Raw genomic sequence first — 20,440 nt, forward strand, 5'->3', positions numbered from 1 at the left:
GTCCCGGTCGGCCAAACGGGGGTGCCCCCTGGGCCGGCGGAACGTCCTTACCGGTTGCTCCTCAGCAGCGTGCGCATGGTCCGCATGGCAACCGAGAGGTTCGCCAGGTCGAAGGTGTCGGAGGACTGGATCTCGTCCAGCGTGCCCCGCGCCCGGACGAGGATCGCGTGGTTCTTCTCCTCCCACGCCTCGTACCGCTGCTCCGCGCTCGCGCTCCCGTTCCCCGCCGCCAGGACGTCGGCGGTGAGGAGCTGGTGCGCCGCGTACAGGTCCTCGCGGATCGACGCGCGCGCCATCGACTGCCAGCGGTCGGCGCGCGGCAGCTCGCTGACGCGCTGCTGGAGCTGCGTGATGCCGAGCCGGTCGGCCAGGTCGAAGTAGACCTCCGCGACGTCCAGCAGGTCCTTGTCCATCCGGCCCGCGACCGCGACCACGTCGAGCGTGGAGAACGCGGCGGAGAAGCCCGCGACGCGCAGCGCCAGGTCGGAGGGGACACCGGCCCCGGAGAGCTGGTCGTAGACCTTCTGGTGCCACTTGAGGTCGTCGCCCTTGAGGAGCTTCGGCAGCTCCGACCAGACGGTCTCCACGCGGTCGCTGAACTGCTCGATGGTGTCGGCCAGCAGCAGCGGCTGCGGGCGGTTGTTGAGCAGCCAGCGGGTGCCGCGCTCCACGAGCTGGCGCGAGCGCAGCCGGATGGAGGTGAGGACCTCGGCCGAGACCTTGTTGTCCAGGGCCTCCGCCTCGTCCCAGATGTCGCCCAGCCGGAAGATGGCGCGCGCCGCCGTGTGGGCGCGGACGATCTCCTCCGTCGAGGCGCCCGACTCCTCCTTCATGCGGTGCAGGAAGGTCGAGCCTCCGGTGTTGACCGTGTCGTTGACCAGCACCGTCGTCACGATCTCACGGCGCAGCGCGTGCGAGTCGATCTGCTGGCTGAACCGCTCGCGCAGCGCCTTGGGGAAGTACGCGTACGCGAGCCGCTGGAGATAGGCGTCGTCCGGCAGTTCGGTACCGATCAGTGCCTCGGTGACCGTGATCTTGGTGTAGGCGAGCATGACGGCCAGCTCGGGCTGGGTCAGGCCCTGCCCGTTGGAGAGCCGCTCACGGATCTGGCGGTCGGTGGGCAGGAACTCCAGCCCCCGGTCCAGCCGCCCTTCCTTGACCAGCTTGCGCATGTGCCGCTGATTGGCCATCAGCAGGCTGGAGGCCTGCTCCGAGGAGTTGGCCAGGGCCGCGTTCTGCGCGTAGTTGTTCCGCAGGACCAGCTCGCCGACCTCGTCGGTCATCTCGGCCAGCAGGGAATTGCGCTGCTTGACGGTCATGTCGCCCTCGGCGACGACCGCGTTGAGCAGGATCTTGATGTTCACCTCGTGGTCGGAGGTGTCCACACCGGCGCTGTTGTCGATCGCGTCGGTGTTGATCCTGCCGCCGTTACGGGCGAACTCGATCCGGCCGAGCTGGGTGCAGCCCAGGTTGCCGCCCTCGCCGACGACCTTGACCCGCAGGTCCTGGCCGTCCACCCGGATCGCGTCGTTGCCCTTGTCGCCGACGTCCGCGTTCGACTCCGTGGACGCCTTGACGTAGGTGCCGATGCCTCCGTTCCACAGCAGGTCCACCGGGGCCGAGAGGATCGCCTTCATCAGATCCGCGGGGGTCATCTTGCTGACCCCCTGCTCGATGCCGAGCGCGGCGCGCACCTGCGGGGTGATGGGCACCGACTTGGCGCTGCGCGGGTGGATCCCGCCGCCCGCCGAGATCAGGTCCTTGTCGTAGTCCGCCCAGGACGAGCGCGGCAGCTCGAACAGGCGCCTGCGCTCGTGGTACGAGCTGGCCGCCTCCGGGTTCGGGTCCAGGAAGATGTGCCGGTGGTCGAAGGCGGCGATCAGCCGGATGTGCTCGGAGAGCAGCATCCCGTTGCCGAACACGTCGCCCGACATGTCACCGACGCCGACCGCCGTGAAGTCCTGGGTCTGGGTGTCGTGGCCAAGCTCGCGGAAATGGCGCTTCACCGACTCCCAGGCGCCCTTGGCGGTGATGCCCATGCCCTTGTGGTCGTATCCCGCCGAACCGCCGGAGGCGAAGGCGTCACCGAGCCAGAAGCCGTACGCCTCCGCGACCTCGTTGGCGATGTCCGAGAAGGTCGCGGTGCCCTTGTCGGCGGCGACGACCAGATAGGTGTCGTCCCCGTCGTGCCGGACCACGTCCTGGGGGTGCTCGACCTCGCCGCCCACCAGGTTGTCGGTGATGTCGAGCAGGCCGGAGATGAACGTCTTGTAGCAGGCGATGCCCTCGGCCTGCCACGCGTCGCGGTCCACGGCCGGGTCGGGCAGCCTCTTGCCGACGAATCCGCCCTTGGCGCCGACCGGCACGATGACGGTGTTCTTGACCTCCTGCGCCTTGACCAGGCCGAGGATCTCCGTACGGAAGTCCTCCTTCCGGTCCGACCAGCGCAGCCCGCCGCGCGCGACCTTGCCGAACCGCAGGTGCACGCCCTCGACGCGCGGCGAGTACACCCACACCTCGTACTGCGGGCGCGGGGCCGGCAGGTCGGGGATCGCCTTGGGGTCGAGCTTCATCGACACGTACGAGTGAGGCTCGCCCCGGCTGTCCTTCTGGAAGTAGTTGGTGCGCAGGGTGGCCCGGATGACGGTGAGGAACGAGCGCAGGATGCGGTCCTCGTCGAGGCTCGCGACCTGGTCCAGCGCCCCGTTCAGCTCCTCCAGGAGCCCGTCGGTCAGCTCGTGCCCGGCGGCGGTACGGCCCGGGTCGAGGCGGGCCTCGAACAGGCTGACGAGCAGCCGCGTCGTGTGCACGTTCCGCCGGAGGGTGTCCTCCATGTAGGCCTGGCTGAAGGCGTTGCCCGCCTGTCGCAGGTACTTCGCGTACGCGCGCAGCACCATCGCCTGCCGCCAGGAGAGCCCGGCGGAGAGCACCAGCGCGTTCAGCCCGTCGTTCTCGGCGCGGCCCTCCCAGATCGCGGAGAACGCTTCCTGGAAGCGCTCACGCGTCTCCTCGTTGAGGTCCTTGCGCTGCGAGGCGGGCATGCGCAGCCCGAAGTCGTAGATCCACGCGGCCGAACGGTCCGCGCACCGCAGCTCGTACGGACGCTCGTCCACGACCTCGACGCCCATGGCCTGGAGGCCGGGCAGGACGGCGGAGAGCGAGACGGGCTCACCCGTGCGGTAGATCTTGAAGCGGCGCTCGCCCGCGGCCGCGCCCACCGGCTCGTAGAGGCTCAGCGCGAAGTCGCCCCCGATCCCGCCCTCCTCGCTCCCCCGGCCGTTCCGGGCGAGGCGCTCGATGTGCTGGAGGTCGGCGACGGCGGCGCGCGGCGGGAAGTCCGCCTTGTACCCCTCGGGGAAGGCGTGCGCGTACTTGTGCGACAGCTCGGCCGCCTGCTCCTCGCCGCACTCGGCGACCAGCGCCTCACTGAACCCGTCGGCCCAGGAGCGGGCGGCCTCGGCGAGCCGCGCCTCGATCCGGTCGACCTCGGCGTCCGTCAGCTCGATCAGCTCGGCGCCGGGCGTCACGCGGATGACGAAGTGCAGCCGGGAGAGCACCGACTCGGTGTTCCACGCGGTGAAGTCGACGCTGGTGCCGCCCAGTTCCTCGGTGAGGATGTCGGTGAGCCGCAGCCGGACGCCCGTCGTGTAGCGGTCGCGCGGGAGATAGACCAGCGCGGAGTAGTAGCGCCCGTACTCGTCCTGGCGCAGGTAGAGCCGCAGCTTGCGGCGCTCCTGGAGGTAGAGGACCGAGGTGACGATCGAGCGGAGCTGGTCGGTGGAGGTCTGGAACAGCTCGTCGCGCGGATAGGTCTCCAGGATCTGGAGCAGATCGCGCCCCGCGTGGCTGTCGGGCGTGAACCCGGCGCCGTCCAGGACCTCGGCGACCTTGCGGCGGATCACCGGCACGCGCCGCACCGACTCGGTGTACGCGGCGGAGGAGAACAGGCCGAGGAAGCGGCGCTCCCCCACGACATTCCCGTCCGCGTCGAACTTCTTGACGCCGATGTAGTCCAGGTACGAGGCACGGTGGACCGTGGCGCGGCTGTTGGCCTTCGTCAGCACCAGCAGCCGGTGCTCGCGGGCCTTGGCGCGCGCGTCGGCCGGCAGCCGGTTGAAGGACGGCGAGACGGGGTGGCCGTCCTCGGCGGTGTGCCGCGGGTCGGAGCGCAGGATGCCCAGCCCGGTGCCCGGGACGGGCGCGAGGATCAGCTCCTCGCCGTCGTCCTCGGAGGGGATCCGCTCGACATCCAGCTCGTACTCCCGGTAGCCCAGGAACGTGAAGTGGTCGTCGGCGAGCCACTTCAGCAGCTCGCGGGCCTCCTCCACCTCCTGGTCCCGCAGATCGTCGGCGATCGGCTCCTCGGGCAGCTCGTCGGCGATACGGAGCGCGGCGCCGCGCATCTTCTGCCAGTCCTCGACGGCCTCGCGGACGTCGGAGAGGACGCGCAGCAGATCGCCGTTGATCTGCTTGAGGTCCTCCCTGTCCGTCTCCCGGTCGATCTCGACGTGGATCCAGGACTCGGTCAGCGCGTCGTGCGGCAGCTCCTCGCGCGCGGCCTTGGCCTCGGCGGCCGTGGCGGGCTCCTCCCTGCCGGTGGAGAGCACCTCCAGGAGGCGGCCGGTCAGGTCCCTGCGCACCACCATCTGCGGGTGGATCACGGCGTGGATGCCACGGCCCTGCCGGGACAGCTCGTTGGTGACGGAGTCGACGAGGAAGGGCATGTCGTCCGTGACGACCTCGACGACGGTGTGCGTGCACGACCAGCCGTTCTCGTCGACGGACGGGGAGTAGACGCGTACGTTCGCGGTGCCCTGCGGACGCTCCTGGGCCAGCCGGTAGTGGGCGAGAGCTGCCCCGAGGATGTCGACCGGGTCACGGTCCGTGAGGTCCTCGGGCGCGGTGTGCAGGTAGTAGCGCTGGAGATACGCGGCGAGTGCGTCGTCCTCAAGCCCCTTCACCGGGTGATGGCCCCCGGCCGGGCTCTGTTCAGCCACCCGGGCGGCCTCTGCCAGCCGCTCGGCTTTTGCTTCATCCAGCTTGGTCTGCATGTCCTCTGGCTCCTGTCGCGCGCCGTTGCGTGACGTCGGGATGGTGATGGCACGGCATCGGGACACGGGTCCACTCGGATCCGCCGCTGTGCCGGGAGATACGACCAGCGGCGCCCCGTGCGCTGTCGCGCTGCGGGCGCTCGGCGGAGGGCGGCCTGTCGGCGGCGCCTCCGGTGAATATCGCGCTGATCACGTAGGTAAGGCTATCTCCCCGCACCCTAGGCCCGTCATGAGCCTTATGTGTACAAAACCCGGAGACTGACTTATGCGTTCTGGCATGGGGCTTCGCGGCCCGCTCCCCGGACAGCCCCCTTGGCAAAGGGCCCGTGCCGGAGCACGTTGAACCCAAAGGTCCCATCCTGGTTCCACTACGGCTTCCCCCTACGACTCCCTATGGCGCCCCTACGGCTCCCCACTGTCCCGCGGAGGTGGACCCCATGACCGCGAAAATCCTGATCGTGACCGGCGACGCGGCGGAATCCCTGGAGGTGCTCTACCCGTACCAGCGACTCCGCGAGGAGGGCTACGACGTCCATATCGCCGCCCCCGCCCGCAAGCACCTCCGCTTCGTCGTCCACGACTTCGAGGACGGCTTCGACACGTACACCGAGAAGCCCGGGTACACCTGGCCGGCGGACCTCGCCTTCTCCGAGATCGATCCCGGTCGGTACGCCGCTCTGGTGATCCCGGGCGGCCGGGCGCCGGAGTACCTGCGGAACGATCCCGAGCTGCGCAAGATCGTCAAGGCCTTCTTCGACGCCGACAAGCCCGTCGCGCAGATCTGTCACGGCCCGCTGATCACGGCGGCGATCGGCGGACTGAGCGGGCGCAGGGTCACCTCGTATCCGGCGCTGGAGCTGGACATGCAGACCGCCGGGGCGACCTTCCAGGACGCCGAGGCCGTGGTGGACGGCACCCTCGTCTCGTCCCGGGCCTGGCCGGACCACTCGGCCTGGATGCGCGAGTTCCTGACCGTCCTGCGCGCGAAGGCGCCGGTCACCTGACGCCTGCCTCACCTGGCGTCTGCCCGGCGGCCCGTCGTCCCTGTGCCCCGCGTCCCGGCCCGTCAGCCCACGGGGTCGGCGCCGCCCGCGGCGGATGCGCTGCCCGCGGCGGATATCCGCTCCGCGGTCTCGACGGCCTCCCGGAGCGTGTCCACCACCGGGACCCCCGCGACCTCCAGGCTCGCTCTGCTGTGCGAGCCGCCCGTGAACAGCACGGCCCTCGCCCCCGCGTGCGCGGCGGCGAGGGCGTCGTCCACCGCGTCCCCGATGACCACCGTGCGCTCCGGAGGAACCCCCTCCAGCGCGGCCAGGTGCCGCACCATCTGCTCCGCCTTGCCCGAGTGACCGCCCCCGTTGCCCCCGGCCGCGCCGTCCACACGCGTGAAGCGGTCCGCGATCCCGTGCTCCCGCAGCAGCGGCACGAGCCTGTCGTGCGGGGCGAGCGAGCACAGCGACTGGGTGTGCCCGGCGGCCTGCCGCGCCGCCAGCAGCTCCGCCGCGCCCTCCGCGAGCCCTGCGCCCGCGGCGCACTGCCAGTAGTGCCGGTGGAAGGTCTCGTCCATGACCTGCCACTCGCTGCCGCTCGGGGCGCGCCCGAGCAGCCTCTCGTAGAACTTCGGCACCGGAACGCAGTACAACTCCCGGTACCGCTCCAGGGTGATCGGGGGGAGGCCCAGCTCCCCGAAGGCCGCGTTCGTCGCGTCGATCACCGCGTGGATGTCGTGCAGCAGGGTGCCGTTCCAGTCCCAGACGATGTGTGCCGCCCCGCCGGCGTTCCCGTTCTGCCTCTGCCCCAAGACCATGCGTCCGACGTTACGTGCCGGGTCTGACAGCGCGGAACCGAATTCCGCGTCAGCCGACCAGCTCGGGGATCTCCTGTGTCGCGAACCACAGCAGCTCGTGGTCCTCCACGCCGTCCACCGTGAACCGCGCGTCCTCGTCGCCCCGCCCGGCCGCCTCCAGGGCCTCCGCCGCGGCGGCGACGTCCTGCTCCGCGTCCTCCGCGTCCACGTGCACGGCCGCCGCCTTCGCCAGCGGCACAGCCTCCGCGACGCGCACCCTGCCCACCGTGTCCCCGGCCAGGAGGCTGTCCGTCCCGTCCGCCCCGTCCGTCACCTCGTGGTCGGGCACCTCGGCGACCACGACCACCCGCCGCCGCGCGGCCTCCGCGTCGTCGGCCAGCAGCCGCAGCGAGGCACGGGCGGCGCGGCCCAGCGCGGCGTACTCCAGCTCCTCGTCCTCGTCCGAGGCGTCCGACACGTACCACTCGCGCAGTCCGGGGGTCACCGCGTACGCCTCAAGGGGGCCTGGCCCCAGCTCGCCCGCCCCATGAGCCTGCCGGAGCGCGGGGAGGGTCAGAGGGACATAGACACGCATGGCTGCCGCTTTCGTGTATCGCCGAACCGGGTGTGACGCCAGCATACGGTCCCGCTCCACGCGCCGCCGTGGCCGACCGCCGCGGGACGTTCCGCGAAACCGCAGGTAGAGGACGCGTGATGGCAACACCGGTACGCCGATGACTCCTGATAGGTGAACCGCTCCGGGACCCTCCGGCCGTCACCCCCACCCGTTGCGGCCCGCACCCGGCACGGCTACAACCGATCCCAGCCACTCGGTTACCGCCCGGTATCTGATCCGCCGGGCCGGAACGCACTCCACGGGGGACCTCTGTCCATGACCACGCCCGCGTCCGCACCCACGCCGCCGTCCTCGTCCGCTACCTCGTCCGTTTCCTCGTCCGGACCCGCTCCGACGTCCGCGTCCTCGTCTTCCGCCTCCGTTCCCTCCGCTTCCCCCTCCGCTCCCTCCGCTCCCTCCGCTTCTCCGGACCGGTCCAGGACCGCGCCCCGTGCCGTTGGCCCCGGCGGCGGGCGGGGACCCGGCGGGCGCGGTCCCGGAAGCCGCTCGTCGTCCGCCGCCGCGCCGCCCGGACGCCCCGGCGGACGCGCGGGCTCCGCGCCGTCCCGGCCGCCCGGCAGGCGGGACTCGCGCCGCCCCGCCGACTCGGCCCTGCGCGCGGCGGCGATGCGCTCCCGCGAGCGCCAGCCGCCGTTCTGGTTCGCCCGCCGGCTGCTCCTCGTACTGAGCGGCCAGTGCCCCGTCCATACGCTCCTGGCGCACGCCCGAGGCGCCGCGTACGACCGTCTCGCCGGGCTCGCCCCGCTGGCCCCGCTCCGTCCGCGCGGCGCCGACCGTACGACGCCCGCGGTGCTGGAGGCCCGGGGCACCCAGCCGCGGGACGGCGTGATCGAGGCGTTCGCCCGCATCGCCACGGGAGGCCGCCAGCGCGCCATGGCCTTCCGCCTGGAGCTGAGCCAGGACCGCCGCTGGCAGTGCACGGCGATCGAGCTGGACACCCCCTGAGGCCCTGAGGCCCTGACGCTCCCGACGGCCCCGACGGCCTGTGCGGGCATACGAGAAGGCCGGGCCCCTCTCCCGGGAACCCGGCCCTCTCGGACGTCCGTCACGCGCGGCCCATGGCCGCTCACGTCACTTCTTCTTGCGGCGTCCCTTCTGGGCCTTGCGGCGCTCGGCGCGCGTCATGCCGTCGGCCTGCGAACGGATCGGGCCGCCCGGCTCGGTCGCGCTGCCGCCCGCGTCCATCTCGCCCTCGACGACACCGCCCTCGGCGGTCGGCGCCGAGAAGTGCAGCCTGTCCGGGCGCTGCGGGGCGTCCAGTCCCTTGGCGCGGATCGCGGGCGCCGGGCCGCCGGAGGCCCCGGCCGGAACCGCGTCCTTCTGGAGCGAGGGCTGCTCGGGCTTGGCGTCCTCGACCGGCACCTCCTCGACCTGCTGCTCGACCTGGACCTCCAGGTTGAACAGATAGCCGACGGACTCCTCCTTGATGCCCTCCATCATGGCCTGGAACATGTCGTAGCCCTCGCGCTGGTACTCGACCAGGGGGTCCTTCTGGGCCATCGCGCGCAGGCCGATGCCCTCCTGGAGGTAGTCCATCTCGTAGAGGTGCTCGCGCCACTTGCGGTCCAGGACGGAGAGCACCACGCGGCGCTCCAGCTCGCGCATGATGTCCGAGCCGAGTTCCTGCTCACGCGCGTCGTACTGCTCGTGGATGTCGTCCTTGACGGACTCGATGATGAAGTCGGCCGTGATGCCCTCGCGGTCGCCCGCGGCCTCCTCCAGGTCCTCCACGGTGACCTTCACCGGGTAGAGCTGCTTGAAGGCGCCCCACAGCCGGTCCAGGTCCCACTCCTCGGCGAAGCCCTCGACGGTCTCCGCCTGCACGTACGCCTCGATGGTGTCGTCCATGAAGTGGCGCACCTGCTCGTGCAGGTCCTCGCCCTCCAGGACGCGGCGGCGCTCGCCGTAGATGACCTCGCGCTGCCGGTTGAGGACCTCGTCGTACTTGAGGACGTTCTTCCGGATCTCGAAGTTCTGCTGCTCGACCTGGGACTGGGCGGAGGCGATGGCGCGGGTCACCATCTTGTTCTCGATCGGGACGTCGTCCGGCACGTTCGCCATCGACATCACGCGCTCGACCATCTGGGCCTTGAACAGGCGCATCAGGTCGTCGCCCAGCGAGAGGTAGAACCGGGACTCGCCCGGGTCGCCCTGACGGCCGGAACGGCCCCGGAGCTGGTTGTCGATCCGGCGGGACTCGTGGCGCTCGGTGCCCAGCACGTAGAGCCCGCCGAGCTCCTTGACCTCGTCGACCGCCGACTTGACCGACTTCTCGGCCTTCTCCAGCGCGGCGGGGAGGGCCGCGGCCCACTCCTCCACGTGCTCGTTCGGGTCGAGGCCGCGGTCGCGCAGCTCGTTCTCCGCCATGCCCTCCGCGTTGCCGCCGAGCTTGATGTCGGTGCCTCGTCCGGCCATGTTCGTCGCGACGGTGACGGCGCCCTTACGGCCCGCCTCGGCGACGATCAGGGCCTCACGCTCGTGGTTCTTCGCGTTGAGCACCTGGTGCGGGACGCCGCGCTTGGTGAGCTGCTTGGAGAGGTACTCCGATTTCTCGACCGAGGTCGTGCCGACGAGGATCGGCTGGCCGGTGGCGTGCTTCTCCGCGATGTCGTCGACGACCGCGTCGAACTTGGCGACCTCCGTCCGGTAGATCAGGTCGGCCTGATCGGCGCGGGCCAGCGGACGGTTGGTCGGGATGGGGACCACACCGAGCTTGTAGATCTGGTGGAACTCCGCGGCCTCCGTCATGGCCGTACCGGTCATGCCGCACAGGCCCGGGGTCTTCTTGCCGTTCTGGTCCTCGCGCTCGTAGAGCCGGAAGAAGTTCTGGAGGGTGATCGTGGCGAGCGTCTGGTTCTCGTCCTTGATATCGACCTGCTCCTTGGCCTCGATGGCCTGGTGCATGCCCTCGTTGTAACGGCGGCCCGCGAGGATACGGCCGGTGTGCTCGTCGACGATCATGACTTCGCCGTCCATGACGACGTAGTCCTTGTCCTTCTTGTAGAGCTCCTTGGCCTTGATCGCGTTGTTGAGATAACCGACCAGAGGCGTGTTCACCGACTCGTAGAGATTGTCGATGCCGAGCCAGTCCTCGACCTTGGCGACACCGGCCTCGTGAATGGCGACGGTGCGCTTCTTCTCGTCGATCTCGTAGTCACCGGTCTCGGGCTTCTGCGTGCGCGGGTCGCCCGCCTCGCCCTTCTCCAGGCGCTTCACCAGCTTGGAGAAGTCGCTGTACCACTTGGTGGCCTGGTCGGCGGGGCCGGAGATGATCAGCGGCGTACGCGCCTCGTCCACGAGGATCGAGTCGACCTCGTCGACGATCGCGAAATTGTGGCCACGCTGCACGAGTTCGTCCTTCGACCACGCCATGTTGTCGCGCAGATAGTCGAAGCCGAATTCGTTGTTCGTGCCGTAGGTGATGTCGCAGTTGTACTGCTCGCGGCGCTCGGCCGGGGTCATGTTGGCGACGATGCAGCCGACCGTCAGACCGAGGAAACGGTGGACGCGGCCCATCCACTCCGAGTCGCGCTGCGCGAGATAGTCGTTGACCGTGACGATGTGCACGCCCCGGCCCGAAATCGCGTTCAGATACGCGGGGAGCGTGCCGACCAGGGTCTTGCCCTCACCGGTCTTCATCTCGGCGACATAGCCGAGGTGCAGCGCGCCGCCACCCATCAACTGCACGTCGTAGTGCCGCTCACCGAGCACGCGCTTGGCCGCCTCGCGAACGGTCGCGAAGGCCTCCGGCATCAGGTCGTCGAGGCTTTCGCCCTCGGCGTAGCGCTCCTTGTACTCGTCCGTGAGGGCTCGCAGCTCGGCGTCCGACAGGCCGACGAAGTCCTCTTCGATGGAATTCACCTGCCGCGCGATGCGGTCCAGCTTGCGCAGGATCTTCCCTTCACCTGCGCGCATGAGCTTGCCGAAGACGGACACTTAGGGTGGCTCCTTGCCGGTCGGGCCTGGCACGGTCTGCACTGTCTGTGCGCGGGCACGGGGTCCTCTCCTTGCTGAGGGCCTTCGCCGCACCGGCCATCGTATGCGAGGGACGACTGCCCCTGTACCCCCAACGTGCCGGAGCCCCCGAAGGTGCCGGAGAGGCGGGCGGCACAATCGGGATATGGAACCCATCACACTCCGTACGGAGCGCCTCATACTGCGCCCTCTTCAAGAAGAGGACACGGACGCGGTGGCCGCCGCCTGCGACGACCCCGACATCCTGCGCTGGGTACCGCTGCCGGATCCGTACGAGCGCAAGCACGCCGAGGAGTTCGTGGGCCTCACCAGCCCGGAGGGCTGGAGCGACGACACCATGTACAACTTCGGCGTCTTCACGCACGAGGGCGCCCTGGTCGGCGCGATGGGCCTGGTGCGGATCGCGCACCTGAGGACGGCCGAACGCCAGGCCGAGCTGGGCTTCTGGACGGCGCGCGACCAGCGGCGCAGGGGCTACACGGCCGAGGCGGGCCGCGCGGTGGCCCGCTGGGCCTTCGCCGACCTGGGCGTCGAACGCCTGGAGTGGGTCGCCCAGGTCGGGAACGAGGGCTCGCTGGGCGTCGCGCGCAGCGTCGGCTTCGTCCTGGAGGGCGTACAGCGCGCCCGTATCGTCCACCGGGGCACGCGGCGCGACGCGTGGATCGCGGCGCTGCTGCCGTCGGACTGGGGACGCGGCCAGGAGACGCCCTACCTGCCGGGCCCGCCGGCTTCCTGAGCCGCCTTCCGGACGCGGGGGCGGCACGGTCGTACCGACGGGAAGTGGACTGTCAGTGGCGCCACTTAGGGTGTGCCGCATGGTCTCCCCCGTACGTCCTGAACACCGTCCTGAACACTCGCTCTCCGCCGACGAGGCCCGCAGGATCGCGCTCCGGGCACAGGGACTGCTCGGCGCCCCGGACCGCCGCGCCGGGGTGCGCGGAGTGCTGCGGCACCTCGGCGCCGTGCAGCTCGACACGATCTCGGTGCTGGCCCGCTCCCACGAGCTGGTGCCGTACGCACGCCTGGGCGCCGTGGGCCGCGAGGCGGTGGAGTCCGCGTACTGGTCGGGCGGGCACAGCTTCGAGTACTGGTCGCATGCCGCCTGCGTGCTGCCCGTCGAGGAATGGCCGCACTTCGCGTTCCGCAGGCGCGCCTTCCGCGAGCGGGGACACCGCTGGCACCAGATGAAGGACCGGGACGGCTCGTCCGCCGCCGTGCGCGAGAAGCTCAAGGCGGAGGGCCCCCTGACCACCGCCGAGCTGGGCGGCGGGCGGAACGGGGGCGAGTGGTGGGACTGGTCCGAGAGCAAGATCGCGGTGGAGTGGCTGCTGGACACCGGCGAGGTCGTCGTCGCCGAGCGCCGCGGCTGGAAGCGGGTGTACGACCTGGCGGAGCGCGCCGTCCCCGACGCCCTCTTCCACGACGACCTCGACGACCGCACCTGCATAAGGCGCCTGGTGGCCCAGGCGGGAGCCGCGCTGGGCGTCGCCACGCGCGCGGACCTCGCGGACTACCACCGCCTCAAGGCCGAGCAGGTCGACGCGGCCCTGCCGGACACGGAGCTGGTGCCGGTCGAGGTCCAGGGCTGGGGAAGGCCCGCCTGGGCGGACCCGGCGGCGCTGGAGACGGCCCCGCGCGGCAGGCACCGTACGACGCTGCTGTCGCCCTTCGACTCGCTGATCTGGGACCGGGCGCGTACGGAGCGTGTCTTCGGCTTCACACACCGGCTGGAGGCGTACGTGCCCAGGCCGAAGCGTGTGCACGGCTATTTCGCGATGCCCCTGCTGGCGGGCGGCAAGCTGGTCGGCCGCGTGGACCCGGCCCGCGAGGGGACCACGCTGGTCGCCCGGCAGCTCTCCGTGCGCGGCGAGCGCGACGCGGAGCCGATGGCGCGGGCGCTGCGCGAGGCGGCGCAGTGGGTCGGCTGCGACACGGTCCGCGTGGAACGCTGCGAGCCGGAGGCCGTACGCACCCCGCTGGAGTCGGCCCTGAAGACGGCACTGGGCACGGCCTGAGGGTCTGCTCGGGGGACCGGAGCCCGGCCTGGGCCCCGGGCTCAGACCCAGGGGCGGGGGCCGTGGGGGCGGGACCGCGTACGGACACGGGAAGACCGGTGACCGGCCGGCCGGTCACCGGATTTCGAGGATCTTCTCCCGCATCGCGTACACCACGGCCTCCATCCGGGAGTGGAGCTGGAGCTTCTCCAGGATGTTCCGCACGTGGTTCTTGACCGTGTTCTCGCTGATGAAGAGCTCTTTCGCGATGTCCCGGTTGTTCATCCCGGTGGCGACGAGCTTGAGGACCTCCAGCTCCCGCTCGGTCAGCTTGGGAGCGGGCACCAGCTTGCTCTCGTCGGTGCGCTGGATCATCGACTTGAACTCGGTGAGGAGCTTGGCCGCCATCGACGGGCTGATCTGCGACTGACCGTCCGCGACGGCCCGGATGGCCGTCGAGACCTCGTCCGTGGAGATCTCCTTGAGGAGATATCCCGTGGCCCCCGCCTTGATCGCGTCGTAGAGATCGGCCTCCTCGTCGCTGATCGTCAGCATGATGATCTTCGCGCTGGGGGCTACCTCCTTGATGGAGGTGCACGCCTCGATCCCGCCCCGCTTCGGCATCCGGACATCCATCAGCACGATGTCGGGCAGCAGATCGGCGGCCTTGTCCACGGCCTCCGCGCCGTCCCCGGCCTCACCGACGACCTGGATGTCCTCCTCCTGCGCGAGGACGATCTCCAGCCCCCGCCGGAACAGCGCGTGATCGTCCACCACGAGAACCCGGATCGGCTCCTTGCGGCGCTCTCTCTCGTGCGGCTCCTCCGCCTCCGGACGCGGGTGTGCATCGGGCACGGGCATCGCTGGCCCGAAGCTCTCCACCATCGTTCCTCCCCCTGCACCCTATGCCGCACCAACCCCGCTCCGCAGAAAGGCGGTTGGTGTGTGTCCAGATGTTACTCATGCCCGCGCCCCCGGCCGGGTTCCAGACCCTGCCGGGGGCGCGTTCATCTGGCCGGTGGCTCACCGGGCCCCGTCAAGCGTTGAGTGCGCCACCCGCGCCGTGCGGAGGCTCCTCGACGAACGGGTCCGGCTCCAGATGGATCACGCCGTAGTCATAGCCGTGCCGCCGGTAGACGACGCTCGGCTGCTTTGTCTCGGAGTCGACGAACAGATAGAAGTCGTGCCCGATCAGCTCCATCTCGTAGAGCGCCTGGTCGAGCGTCATGGGCGCCGCGGCGTGCGTCTTCTCCCGGACCACGAGCGGGCCCTCACCCTGGATCTCCAGCGATCCCATCTTGGTGATCACCGGCTGCCCGTCGTCCTCGGGGGCGGCCGCCGGGCGCGCGGCCGCGTCGAGTTCTCCGTTGAGCTCCGACGCGAGGTGGGCGGTCGCCGCCGCCACACTCATCGGGGAGCGGCCCCCCGCGCGGTGCACCCGGCGCTTGTCGTGCTGCTTCCGCAGCCGCGCTTCGAGCTTGCTGGACGCCAGGTCCAGCGCCGCGTAGGGATCGGAGGCCGCTGCCTCCGCACGGATGACCGGTCCTCGACTACGCAGGGTGATCTCCACCCTGTCGGAACGGTCGGCCTGCCGGGGGTTGTGCTCCTTGCACACCTCGACATCAAGGTTGATCACCTTTCCGTCGAGCTTCTTGATCTTCTCCAGCTTCTCGGCCACGTGCTTGCGGAACCGGTCGGGCACCTCTGTCTTGCGGCCCTTGACGACGATGTCCACGCAGAACTCCGTTCCCGGACGGGTCCGTCGTGACGTGCGGAGCCCGTCCTTGGTGCACTGACGCCGGAGGCTCGGCCTCCTGCCGTTCGCTCTCCGGCACAAGGTCGGCTTGCGACTTTCACCTCCTTCTCCCCCGCAGGGAAGATCGCCACCCAATCCGAACGTACCTCCAGTGGGGGAGAGTCGGCACCCCCTACCGGTACGTACCTCCGTTCGGGCGAAGTTTCCCTCGTATCACCTGCAACGTTGCCGGTGGTCATCGAGTTCCGGACAGCTTTCCAAGGCGCCTTTTCGCACCCTTGGTGACCCCATCTCGTCAATCTGTCGTCAGTCCGCCCGCGAACCGGTACGGACAGCGAGCACAGCGGCTCCCGTCACTCCTCCCAGCGCTCTGGCCGCCTCCGCCAGCGAGGCGCCCGTCGTCATCAGATCGTCCACCAGCACCGTCTCCTCCGCCGTCAGCAGGCTCCCGACGCCCGGCACCACCTCCAGGGCACCCCGCAGGTTCTCCGCCCGCTGCGCGGCCGTCAGACCCGCCTGGTCGGCCACGGCCCGCCGCTGCCGCAGCACAGGGAGCATCCGCGCCGGGACACCGTCCCTCCGCAGCCGCGCGGCGGCCGCCCGCGCGATCCTCCGCACCGGGTCGTGCCCTCGCCGGGCCGTGGCCCGGCGCGCGGACGGCACCGGCACGAGGACGAGCGCCCGCGCACTCTCGCGCCCCTGGCCGCCCCGCGGGCCGCGTAGGCCGCGCTGCCGGTCCTCCTGGCGGCCCTCCTGTCGGCCCCACCGGTCCCGTAGCCGTCCGGGAACGGGCCCGGCGGCAGCCGCCCGTACGGCCCCGGCGAGCGCGGCTCCCAGCGGCGCGGCGAGCCGCAGCGCACCGCGCTCCTTGTGAGCGAGCAGCGTGGCCCGTGCCTCGTCGGCGTACGGGAGCGTCCCGTAGACCGGAGGCAATCCGGACGGCACCGGCGACGGCCAGACCCGCCGCGGCACCGCGCCTGTCAGCACGCTGCTGCACTCGTCACACAGACCGTCCCTCGTCCGCGGACAGCCGCACCCGGCACAGCCCATGGGCAGCACCAGACCTGCGATTTCCTGCCGGAGCGTGTGGCACAACTCCCGCATGACTTCACTGTCCCAGCCGGGTGCCGGGCCGACCAGCCCTGTGGATAACTCCCGGCGGCCCCGGAAACGCGGGGTGGCGGCCCCGGAAACGCGGGGTCTGCCCCGCCCGCCTCAGCCCGGGTAGACGGGCGCCGAGCCCTCCCCCGTCAGCGTTCTCCAGTTGGAGTCGGGCGGAAGCCGCACGATGCCGTCCTCCGAGTCCGCGAGCAGCGGCCTGTTCTCGTCCTCCGAGGCGGCCACGCCCGTCACATCGTTGATGCCCGGAAGCGTGGGCTGGTCCGAGGCCGAGCCGTCCGTCTCCATGTAGAGGAGCTGTTGCACGCTGCCGGACTCCCGGCCGACGACGACGAGCCTGCTGCCGCCCGCCCACGACGCCGCGACCACGTCCTCCAGTTGCGGGGCCACAGGGCGCAGCGCGGCGACGCTCGCTTCCGGCTTCTTCGTCGTACCGCCGTGGTGCACGCGCCCGAGCTGCAACGTCGAGCTTCCCTGCGGCTCACGCACCCGCAGCGCTATCCGCAAGCCGTCCGAGGCGATCTTCACCGACTCGATGCGCTGCCCCTTGCGCAGGCCCGGCACCTCGATCTCTTCCGGCTTCTCCTTGCCGCCGCGCAGCCGCAGCAGCCGCGGGTTCTTCGGGTCGCGGTCGGCGATCCAGAGGTCCCCGAGCCCGTCCCAACTGGGCGCCGTCAGCCGGTCGTCCTCGTGCTTCGCCTTGCTCATGAGCACGGGGTCGCCCAGCGTCCCCGGCCCGCCCTCCAGGGACGCGACGTAGAGCGAACGGCGTCCCCGGGTGACGGCCGCCGCTTCCTTCTCCGGACGGTTGACCGCGACCGCGCCCATCTCGACCTTGCCGGTGCCCAGCGCGCCCTCGACGGGCTCGGGCTGGTCGAAGTGGCGTCCCAGGGCCGTCACGCGGTGGTTCTTGTCGATGAAGTAGACCCGCTTGGCGCTGCCGTTGAGCCTGCCCGGCTGGTAGTCGGCGGCGTCCTCGCGCGTTTGCGTGCACATCTCGGCGCCCTGCGGGCCACGCAGATCGACCTTGCTGACCTTGGCGGACGCCTGGTCCTGCACGCTGTGGAGCACCTGTGCGGCCATCCTGTCGCACTGCGTCCGGCTCGCTCTCGATCCCTTCGCGTTCAGCCGTACCGTCAGCGCGCCCGCGTCGTCGAGCGTCAGATGACGCTGCTTGGGCGCGAGCCGTGTGCCCCTGGGGAAGGCGGTCTTCACGACGGGGTCGATCCATCCCGTCGGTCCCTCCAGCAGCGCGGCGATCGTCTCCGTCACCGGGTTGATCCTGCGCCGCAGATAGACCGGGTCGGCGACCAGGACGTTCTTGCCGTTCGTCACCGACTCGGAGTCCGGGCCGAGTTCGGCGTAGTAGTAGTTGTTGATGGGCCGGTAGATGCGCTGGAAGTCGGACTGGCCGAGCACGAGCCCGTCCGGCATCCGGTCGATCCGCCACTGACCGTCCACCTTGGTCAGATAGAACCTCGCGTTGTACTCGCCCTTGGCCGGCGAATACGCGTGCTTACGGTCGACCTCGGCCATCCGCCTGCCCGTGACCTGCGTGACGTAGCCGTCCTTGCCCGGCAGATCGCGCTCCGCCTTCGGCGCCTTCCGTACGCTCGGCCCGGACGAGAGCACATGCGTCCCGGAGAACGGGTTCCACGCGCGCGCCATCTGCGGCGTCAGATACTCCTGCGCGGTCGGGAAGTTGGCCTCGTCGCTCGTCGTCGCCTCCAGGAATCCCCGGACGATCTGCTGCGGGGTCTCGCCCTTCTGGGGACTCACGCTGTAGACGCGCACCTGGGTGTCAGCCTGGGCGCGGTGCGAGGAGTTGACCCGGTCCAGCCCGCCTTCGTCCGGCATGGAGGCACAGCCGGCGAGGAGCGCCCCCAGCACGGCCAGTGACGCGAGGGCCCGTACGCGGCGGACGGACCGCCACCGGCGCCCGTACCCGCCGGAACGCCCGGACCGCCCGGACGACCCGGACCGCCCGGACTGTCGCCGTCGCCGCACGTCCGCGTCCATCTCCGCGCCCCTCCCGCTTCCGGCTCTGCTCGTGGCGATCCCGGTGCCTTCGCCGGCCCCGGTGTCCCGCTCCCTCATGCGCGTCCTCCGGATCCGGCGGAACCGGAGGCTCCGCCGGGCCCCGCGGCGCTTCCTGTGCCACCCGCTCCCCCGCGTCCGCCGGGCGCGCGCTCGTCGCGCGGCTCGCTCCGGCCCGCGGGAAGCTCGGCGCGCGCGGGGGCGCTCCGTCCGGCGGAGACGGACGCGACAGGGACGCCCGACTCCGCCGACGGCTGTGCCGGAATCGTGCCGTCCAGTCCGCGCCGACGGCGCGAGTCGGCGGGCTCCAGCGGTATCGGCGAGGCCCGCAGCGCGTCGCCCGCCGTGCAGGGCAGCGTGAGCCGGAACTGCGAACCGTCCCCCGGGTCGCCCCACGCCTGGAGCCAGCCGCCGTGCAGCCGCGCGTCCTCCAGCGCGATGGAGAGCCCCAGCCCCGTGCCGCCCGTCGTACGGGCCCGCGCGGGATCGGCCCGCCAGAAACGGTTGAAGACCTTGTCCACCTCGTTGCGCTTCAGCCCGACGCCGTAGTCCCGTACGGCCACGGCCACCGTGCCGTTCCCCGTCGCCAGGCGGACGACGACGTCGCGGCCCTCGCCGTGCTCGATGGCGTTGTCCACCAGGTTCCGCAGGACGCGCTCGATGCGGCGGCCGTCGGCCTCGGCGATCACGGGCCGCTCGTCGCCGAGTATCAGCACCCGGCTGCCCTTGCGGTCGGCCAGCGGTTCGGCCCCCTCGACAACGCGATGGACCATGTCCCGCAGGTCGACGGGCCCGGCCTCCAGATTGGCCGCTCCCGCGTCGAAACGGCTGATCTCCAGCAGGTCGCCGAGCAGCGACTCGAAACGGTCGAGCTGGCCCAGCAGCAGCTCCGCCGAACGCGCGGTCGCGGGGTCGAAGTCCTCACGCGCCTCGTGGATCACGTCGGCGGCCATCCGCACCGTCGTCAGCGGCGTACGCAGCTCGTGCGAGACGTCCGAGACGAAGCGCCGCTGCATCCGCGACAGCTCTTCGAGCTGCTGGATCTTCAGATGGAGGTTCTGGGCCATCTTGTTGAAGGACTCGCCCAGCCGGGCGATGTCGTCCTCGCCCGTGACCTTCATCCGTTCCTGGAGCCGCCCGGCCGCCAGCCGCTCGGAGATCCCGGCCGCCATCCGTACGGGCGTCACCACCTGCCGCACCACCAGCCAGGCGATCGCCCCGAGCAGCACGACCACGAACACCCCGGCCGTCGCCAGCGTGCCCTTGACCAGGCTCAACGACTCCTCCTCCTGCGTGAAGGGGAAGACGTAGTAGAGCTGGTAGGGATTGCCCCGCGCGTCGTTGAGCCGCTTGCCGACGATCAGCGCAGGATCGCTCCCGCCGTCCTGCCGTACGACGCGTGCGTACCGCTGGTGCATGCCCGTCTTGCGGTCCAGCGCCTCGCGCAGGTCCTCCGGAACGCTCTCCTCCGGCTTGATGTCCCCGGACGAGCGCGGACCGCGCGTACTGACGTTCCCGCTCCCCAGGAACGGGGCCTCGTTGCTCTTCGACCCGAGCGCGACAACCGAGTACACGCCCTGGCCACCGCTGGCGAGCTGCTCCACCAGGTTGTTCAGCCAGGTGCCCGAGTTCTGCACCCCACTGCCGCTACGGACGCTGTCGTCACTGCCCGTACGGCCGCCGCCCGAGCTGTCGGCCTGCTGCTGCGCGGCGCTGAAGCCGCCCGTGGCCTGGCTCAGCGCGGCCTTCTCCTTGGCCTCCAGCAGGCCGTTGCGCACCTGGCCGATGACGACGATGCCGAGCAGGAGCACGACACCGAGCGACATCAGCAGCGTGGCCGCGACGACCCTGAGCTGGATGTTCCGGCGCCACAGCCGCATCACCGGCAGCAGCGGCCTGCGCACCCAGCGCACGAAGAAGCGCACCATGGGCCGGGCGCCCGGGCCGGTGGCCCCCTCCGGCAGCAAGCCGTCGGAGAAGAGCACCCCACTTCGCCACAAACGCCCGAACTTGGAGATATCGGACTCCCGGCCCCCGGCCCGGCCCCCGCCGGACCGGCGCGGAGCAGAGCCGTTCCGGGACATG

The 20,440-nt window shown here is 70.9% G+C and carries 13 protein-coding genes; 4 read left to right on the forward strand and 9 right to left on the reverse strand.

The genetic code is table 11. The features are described 5' to 3' along the window. Positions 1–47 precede the first annotated feature (47 nt). Entirely contained in the window at positions 48–5,051 is a 5,004-nt protein-coding gene (locus ABD343_RS28520) for an NAD-glutamate dehydrogenase (protein ID WP_344532198.1), read from the reverse strand. 437 nt (positions 5,052–5,488) lie between these two features. Between ABD343_RS28520 and ABD343_RS28525 the strand changes: the two genes are divergently transcribed. Further along, on the forward strand, positions 5,489–6,055 hold the full coding sequence (locus ABD343_RS28525) for a DJ-1/PfpI family protein (protein WP_344532199.1): 567 nt from the start codon (positions 5,489–5,491) through the stop codon (positions 6,053–6,055). 62 nt (positions 6,056–6,117) lie between these two features. On the opposite strand, the gene ABD343_RS28530 is transcribed toward ABD343_RS28525, so the two are convergent. Together ABD343_RS28530 and ABD343_RS28535 are read right to left on the reverse strand one after the other, a co-directional pair. Further along, entirely contained in the window at positions 6,118–6,858 is a 741-nt protein-coding gene (locus ABD343_RS28530; RefSeq protein WP_344532200.1) for an HAD family hydrolase, read from the reverse strand. A 49-nt stretch (positions 6,859–6,907) separates the two neighbouring features. After that, positions 6,908–7,432, reverse strand: a complete 525-nt coding sequence (locus tag ABD343_RS28535) for a DUF6912 family protein (protein ID WP_344532201.1) — start codon at positions 7,430–7,432, stop codon at positions 6,908–6,910. A gap of 648 nt (positions 7,433–8,080) precedes the next feature. On the opposite strand from ABD343_RS28535, the gene ABD343_RS28540 reads away from it, so the two are divergent. Continuing rightward, positions 8,081–8,419, forward strand: coding sequence for an Rv3235 family protein (locus ABD343_RS28540; RefSeq protein ID WP_344532202.1), 339 nt, complete (start codon positions 8,081–8,083; stop codon positions 8,417–8,419). Between the two features lie 126 nt (positions 8,420–8,545). On the opposite strand, the gene secA is transcribed toward ABD343_RS28540, so the two are convergent. Further along, complete coding sequence (gene secA / locus ABD343_RS28545) at positions 8,546–11,410, reverse strand: preprotein translocase subunit SecA (protein WP_344532203.1); 2,865 nt, start codon at positions 11,408–11,410, stop codon at positions 8,546–8,548. Positions 11,411–11,594: 184 nt separating this feature from the next. Between secA and ABD343_RS28550 the strand changes: the two genes are divergently transcribed. Then, the gene (locus ABD343_RS28550; protein ID WP_344532204.1) at positions 11,595–12,185 is read left to right on the forward strand and encodes a GNAT family N-acetyltransferase; all 591 of its coding nucleotides are present in this window, start codon (positions 11,595–11,597) and stop codon (positions 12,183–12,185) included. Positions 12,186–12,264: 79 nt separating this feature from the next. After that, positions 12,265–13,464, forward strand: a complete 1,200-nt coding sequence (locus ABD343_RS28555) for a winged helix-turn-helix domain-containing protein (protein WP_344532205.1) — start codon at positions 12,265–12,267, stop codon at positions 13,462–13,464. A 114-nt stretch (positions 13,465–13,578) separates the two neighbouring features. Here the strand turns inward: ABD343_RS28555 and ABD343_RS28560 are convergent, their stop codons facing one another. The 5 genes from ABD343_RS28560 to mtrB form a co-directional block, all read right to left on the reverse strand. Beyond that, positions 13,579–14,328, reverse strand: coding sequence for a response regulator (locus ABD343_RS28560; RefSeq protein ID WP_425578286.1), 750 nt, complete (start codon positions 14,326–14,328; stop codon positions 13,579–13,581). Positions 14,329–14,479: 151 nt separating this feature from the next. Next, positions 14,480–15,178, reverse strand: a complete 699-nt coding sequence (gene hpf / locus ABD343_RS28565) for a ribosome hibernation-promoting factor, HPF/YfiA family (protein WP_344532206.1) — start codon at positions 15,176–15,178, stop codon at positions 14,480–14,482. A 327-nt stretch (positions 15,179–15,505) separates the two neighbouring features. Next, the gene (locus tag ABD343_RS28570; RefSeq protein ID WP_344532207.1) at positions 15,506–16,186 is read right to left on the reverse strand and encodes a ComF family protein; all 681 of its coding nucleotides are present in this window, start codon (positions 16,184–16,186) and stop codon (positions 15,506–15,508) included. A 228-nt stretch (positions 16,187–16,414) separates the two neighbouring features. Then, positions 16,415–18,415, reverse strand: a complete 2,001-nt coding sequence (locus tag ABD343_RS28575; RefSeq protein ID WP_344532208.1) for an LpqB family beta-propeller domain-containing protein — start codon at positions 18,413–18,415, stop codon at positions 16,415–16,417. After that, on the reverse strand, positions 18,412–20,439 hold the full coding sequence (mtrB, locus tag ABD343_RS28580; protein WP_344532209.1) for an MtrAB system histidine kinase MtrB: 2,028 nt from the start codon (positions 20,437–20,439) through the stop codon (positions 18,412–18,414). The genes ABD343_RS28575 and mtrB overlap by 4 nt, the downstream gene beginning before the upstream one ends. Position 20,440 lies beyond the last annotated feature (1 nt).

Origin of the sequence: Streptomyces albiaxialis, assembly GCF_039530985.1 — a bacterium.
In the GTDB taxonomy this organism is placed as follows: domain Bacteria; phylum Actinomycetota; class Actinomycetes; order Streptomycetales; family Streptomycetaceae; genus Streptomyces; species Streptomyces albiaxialis.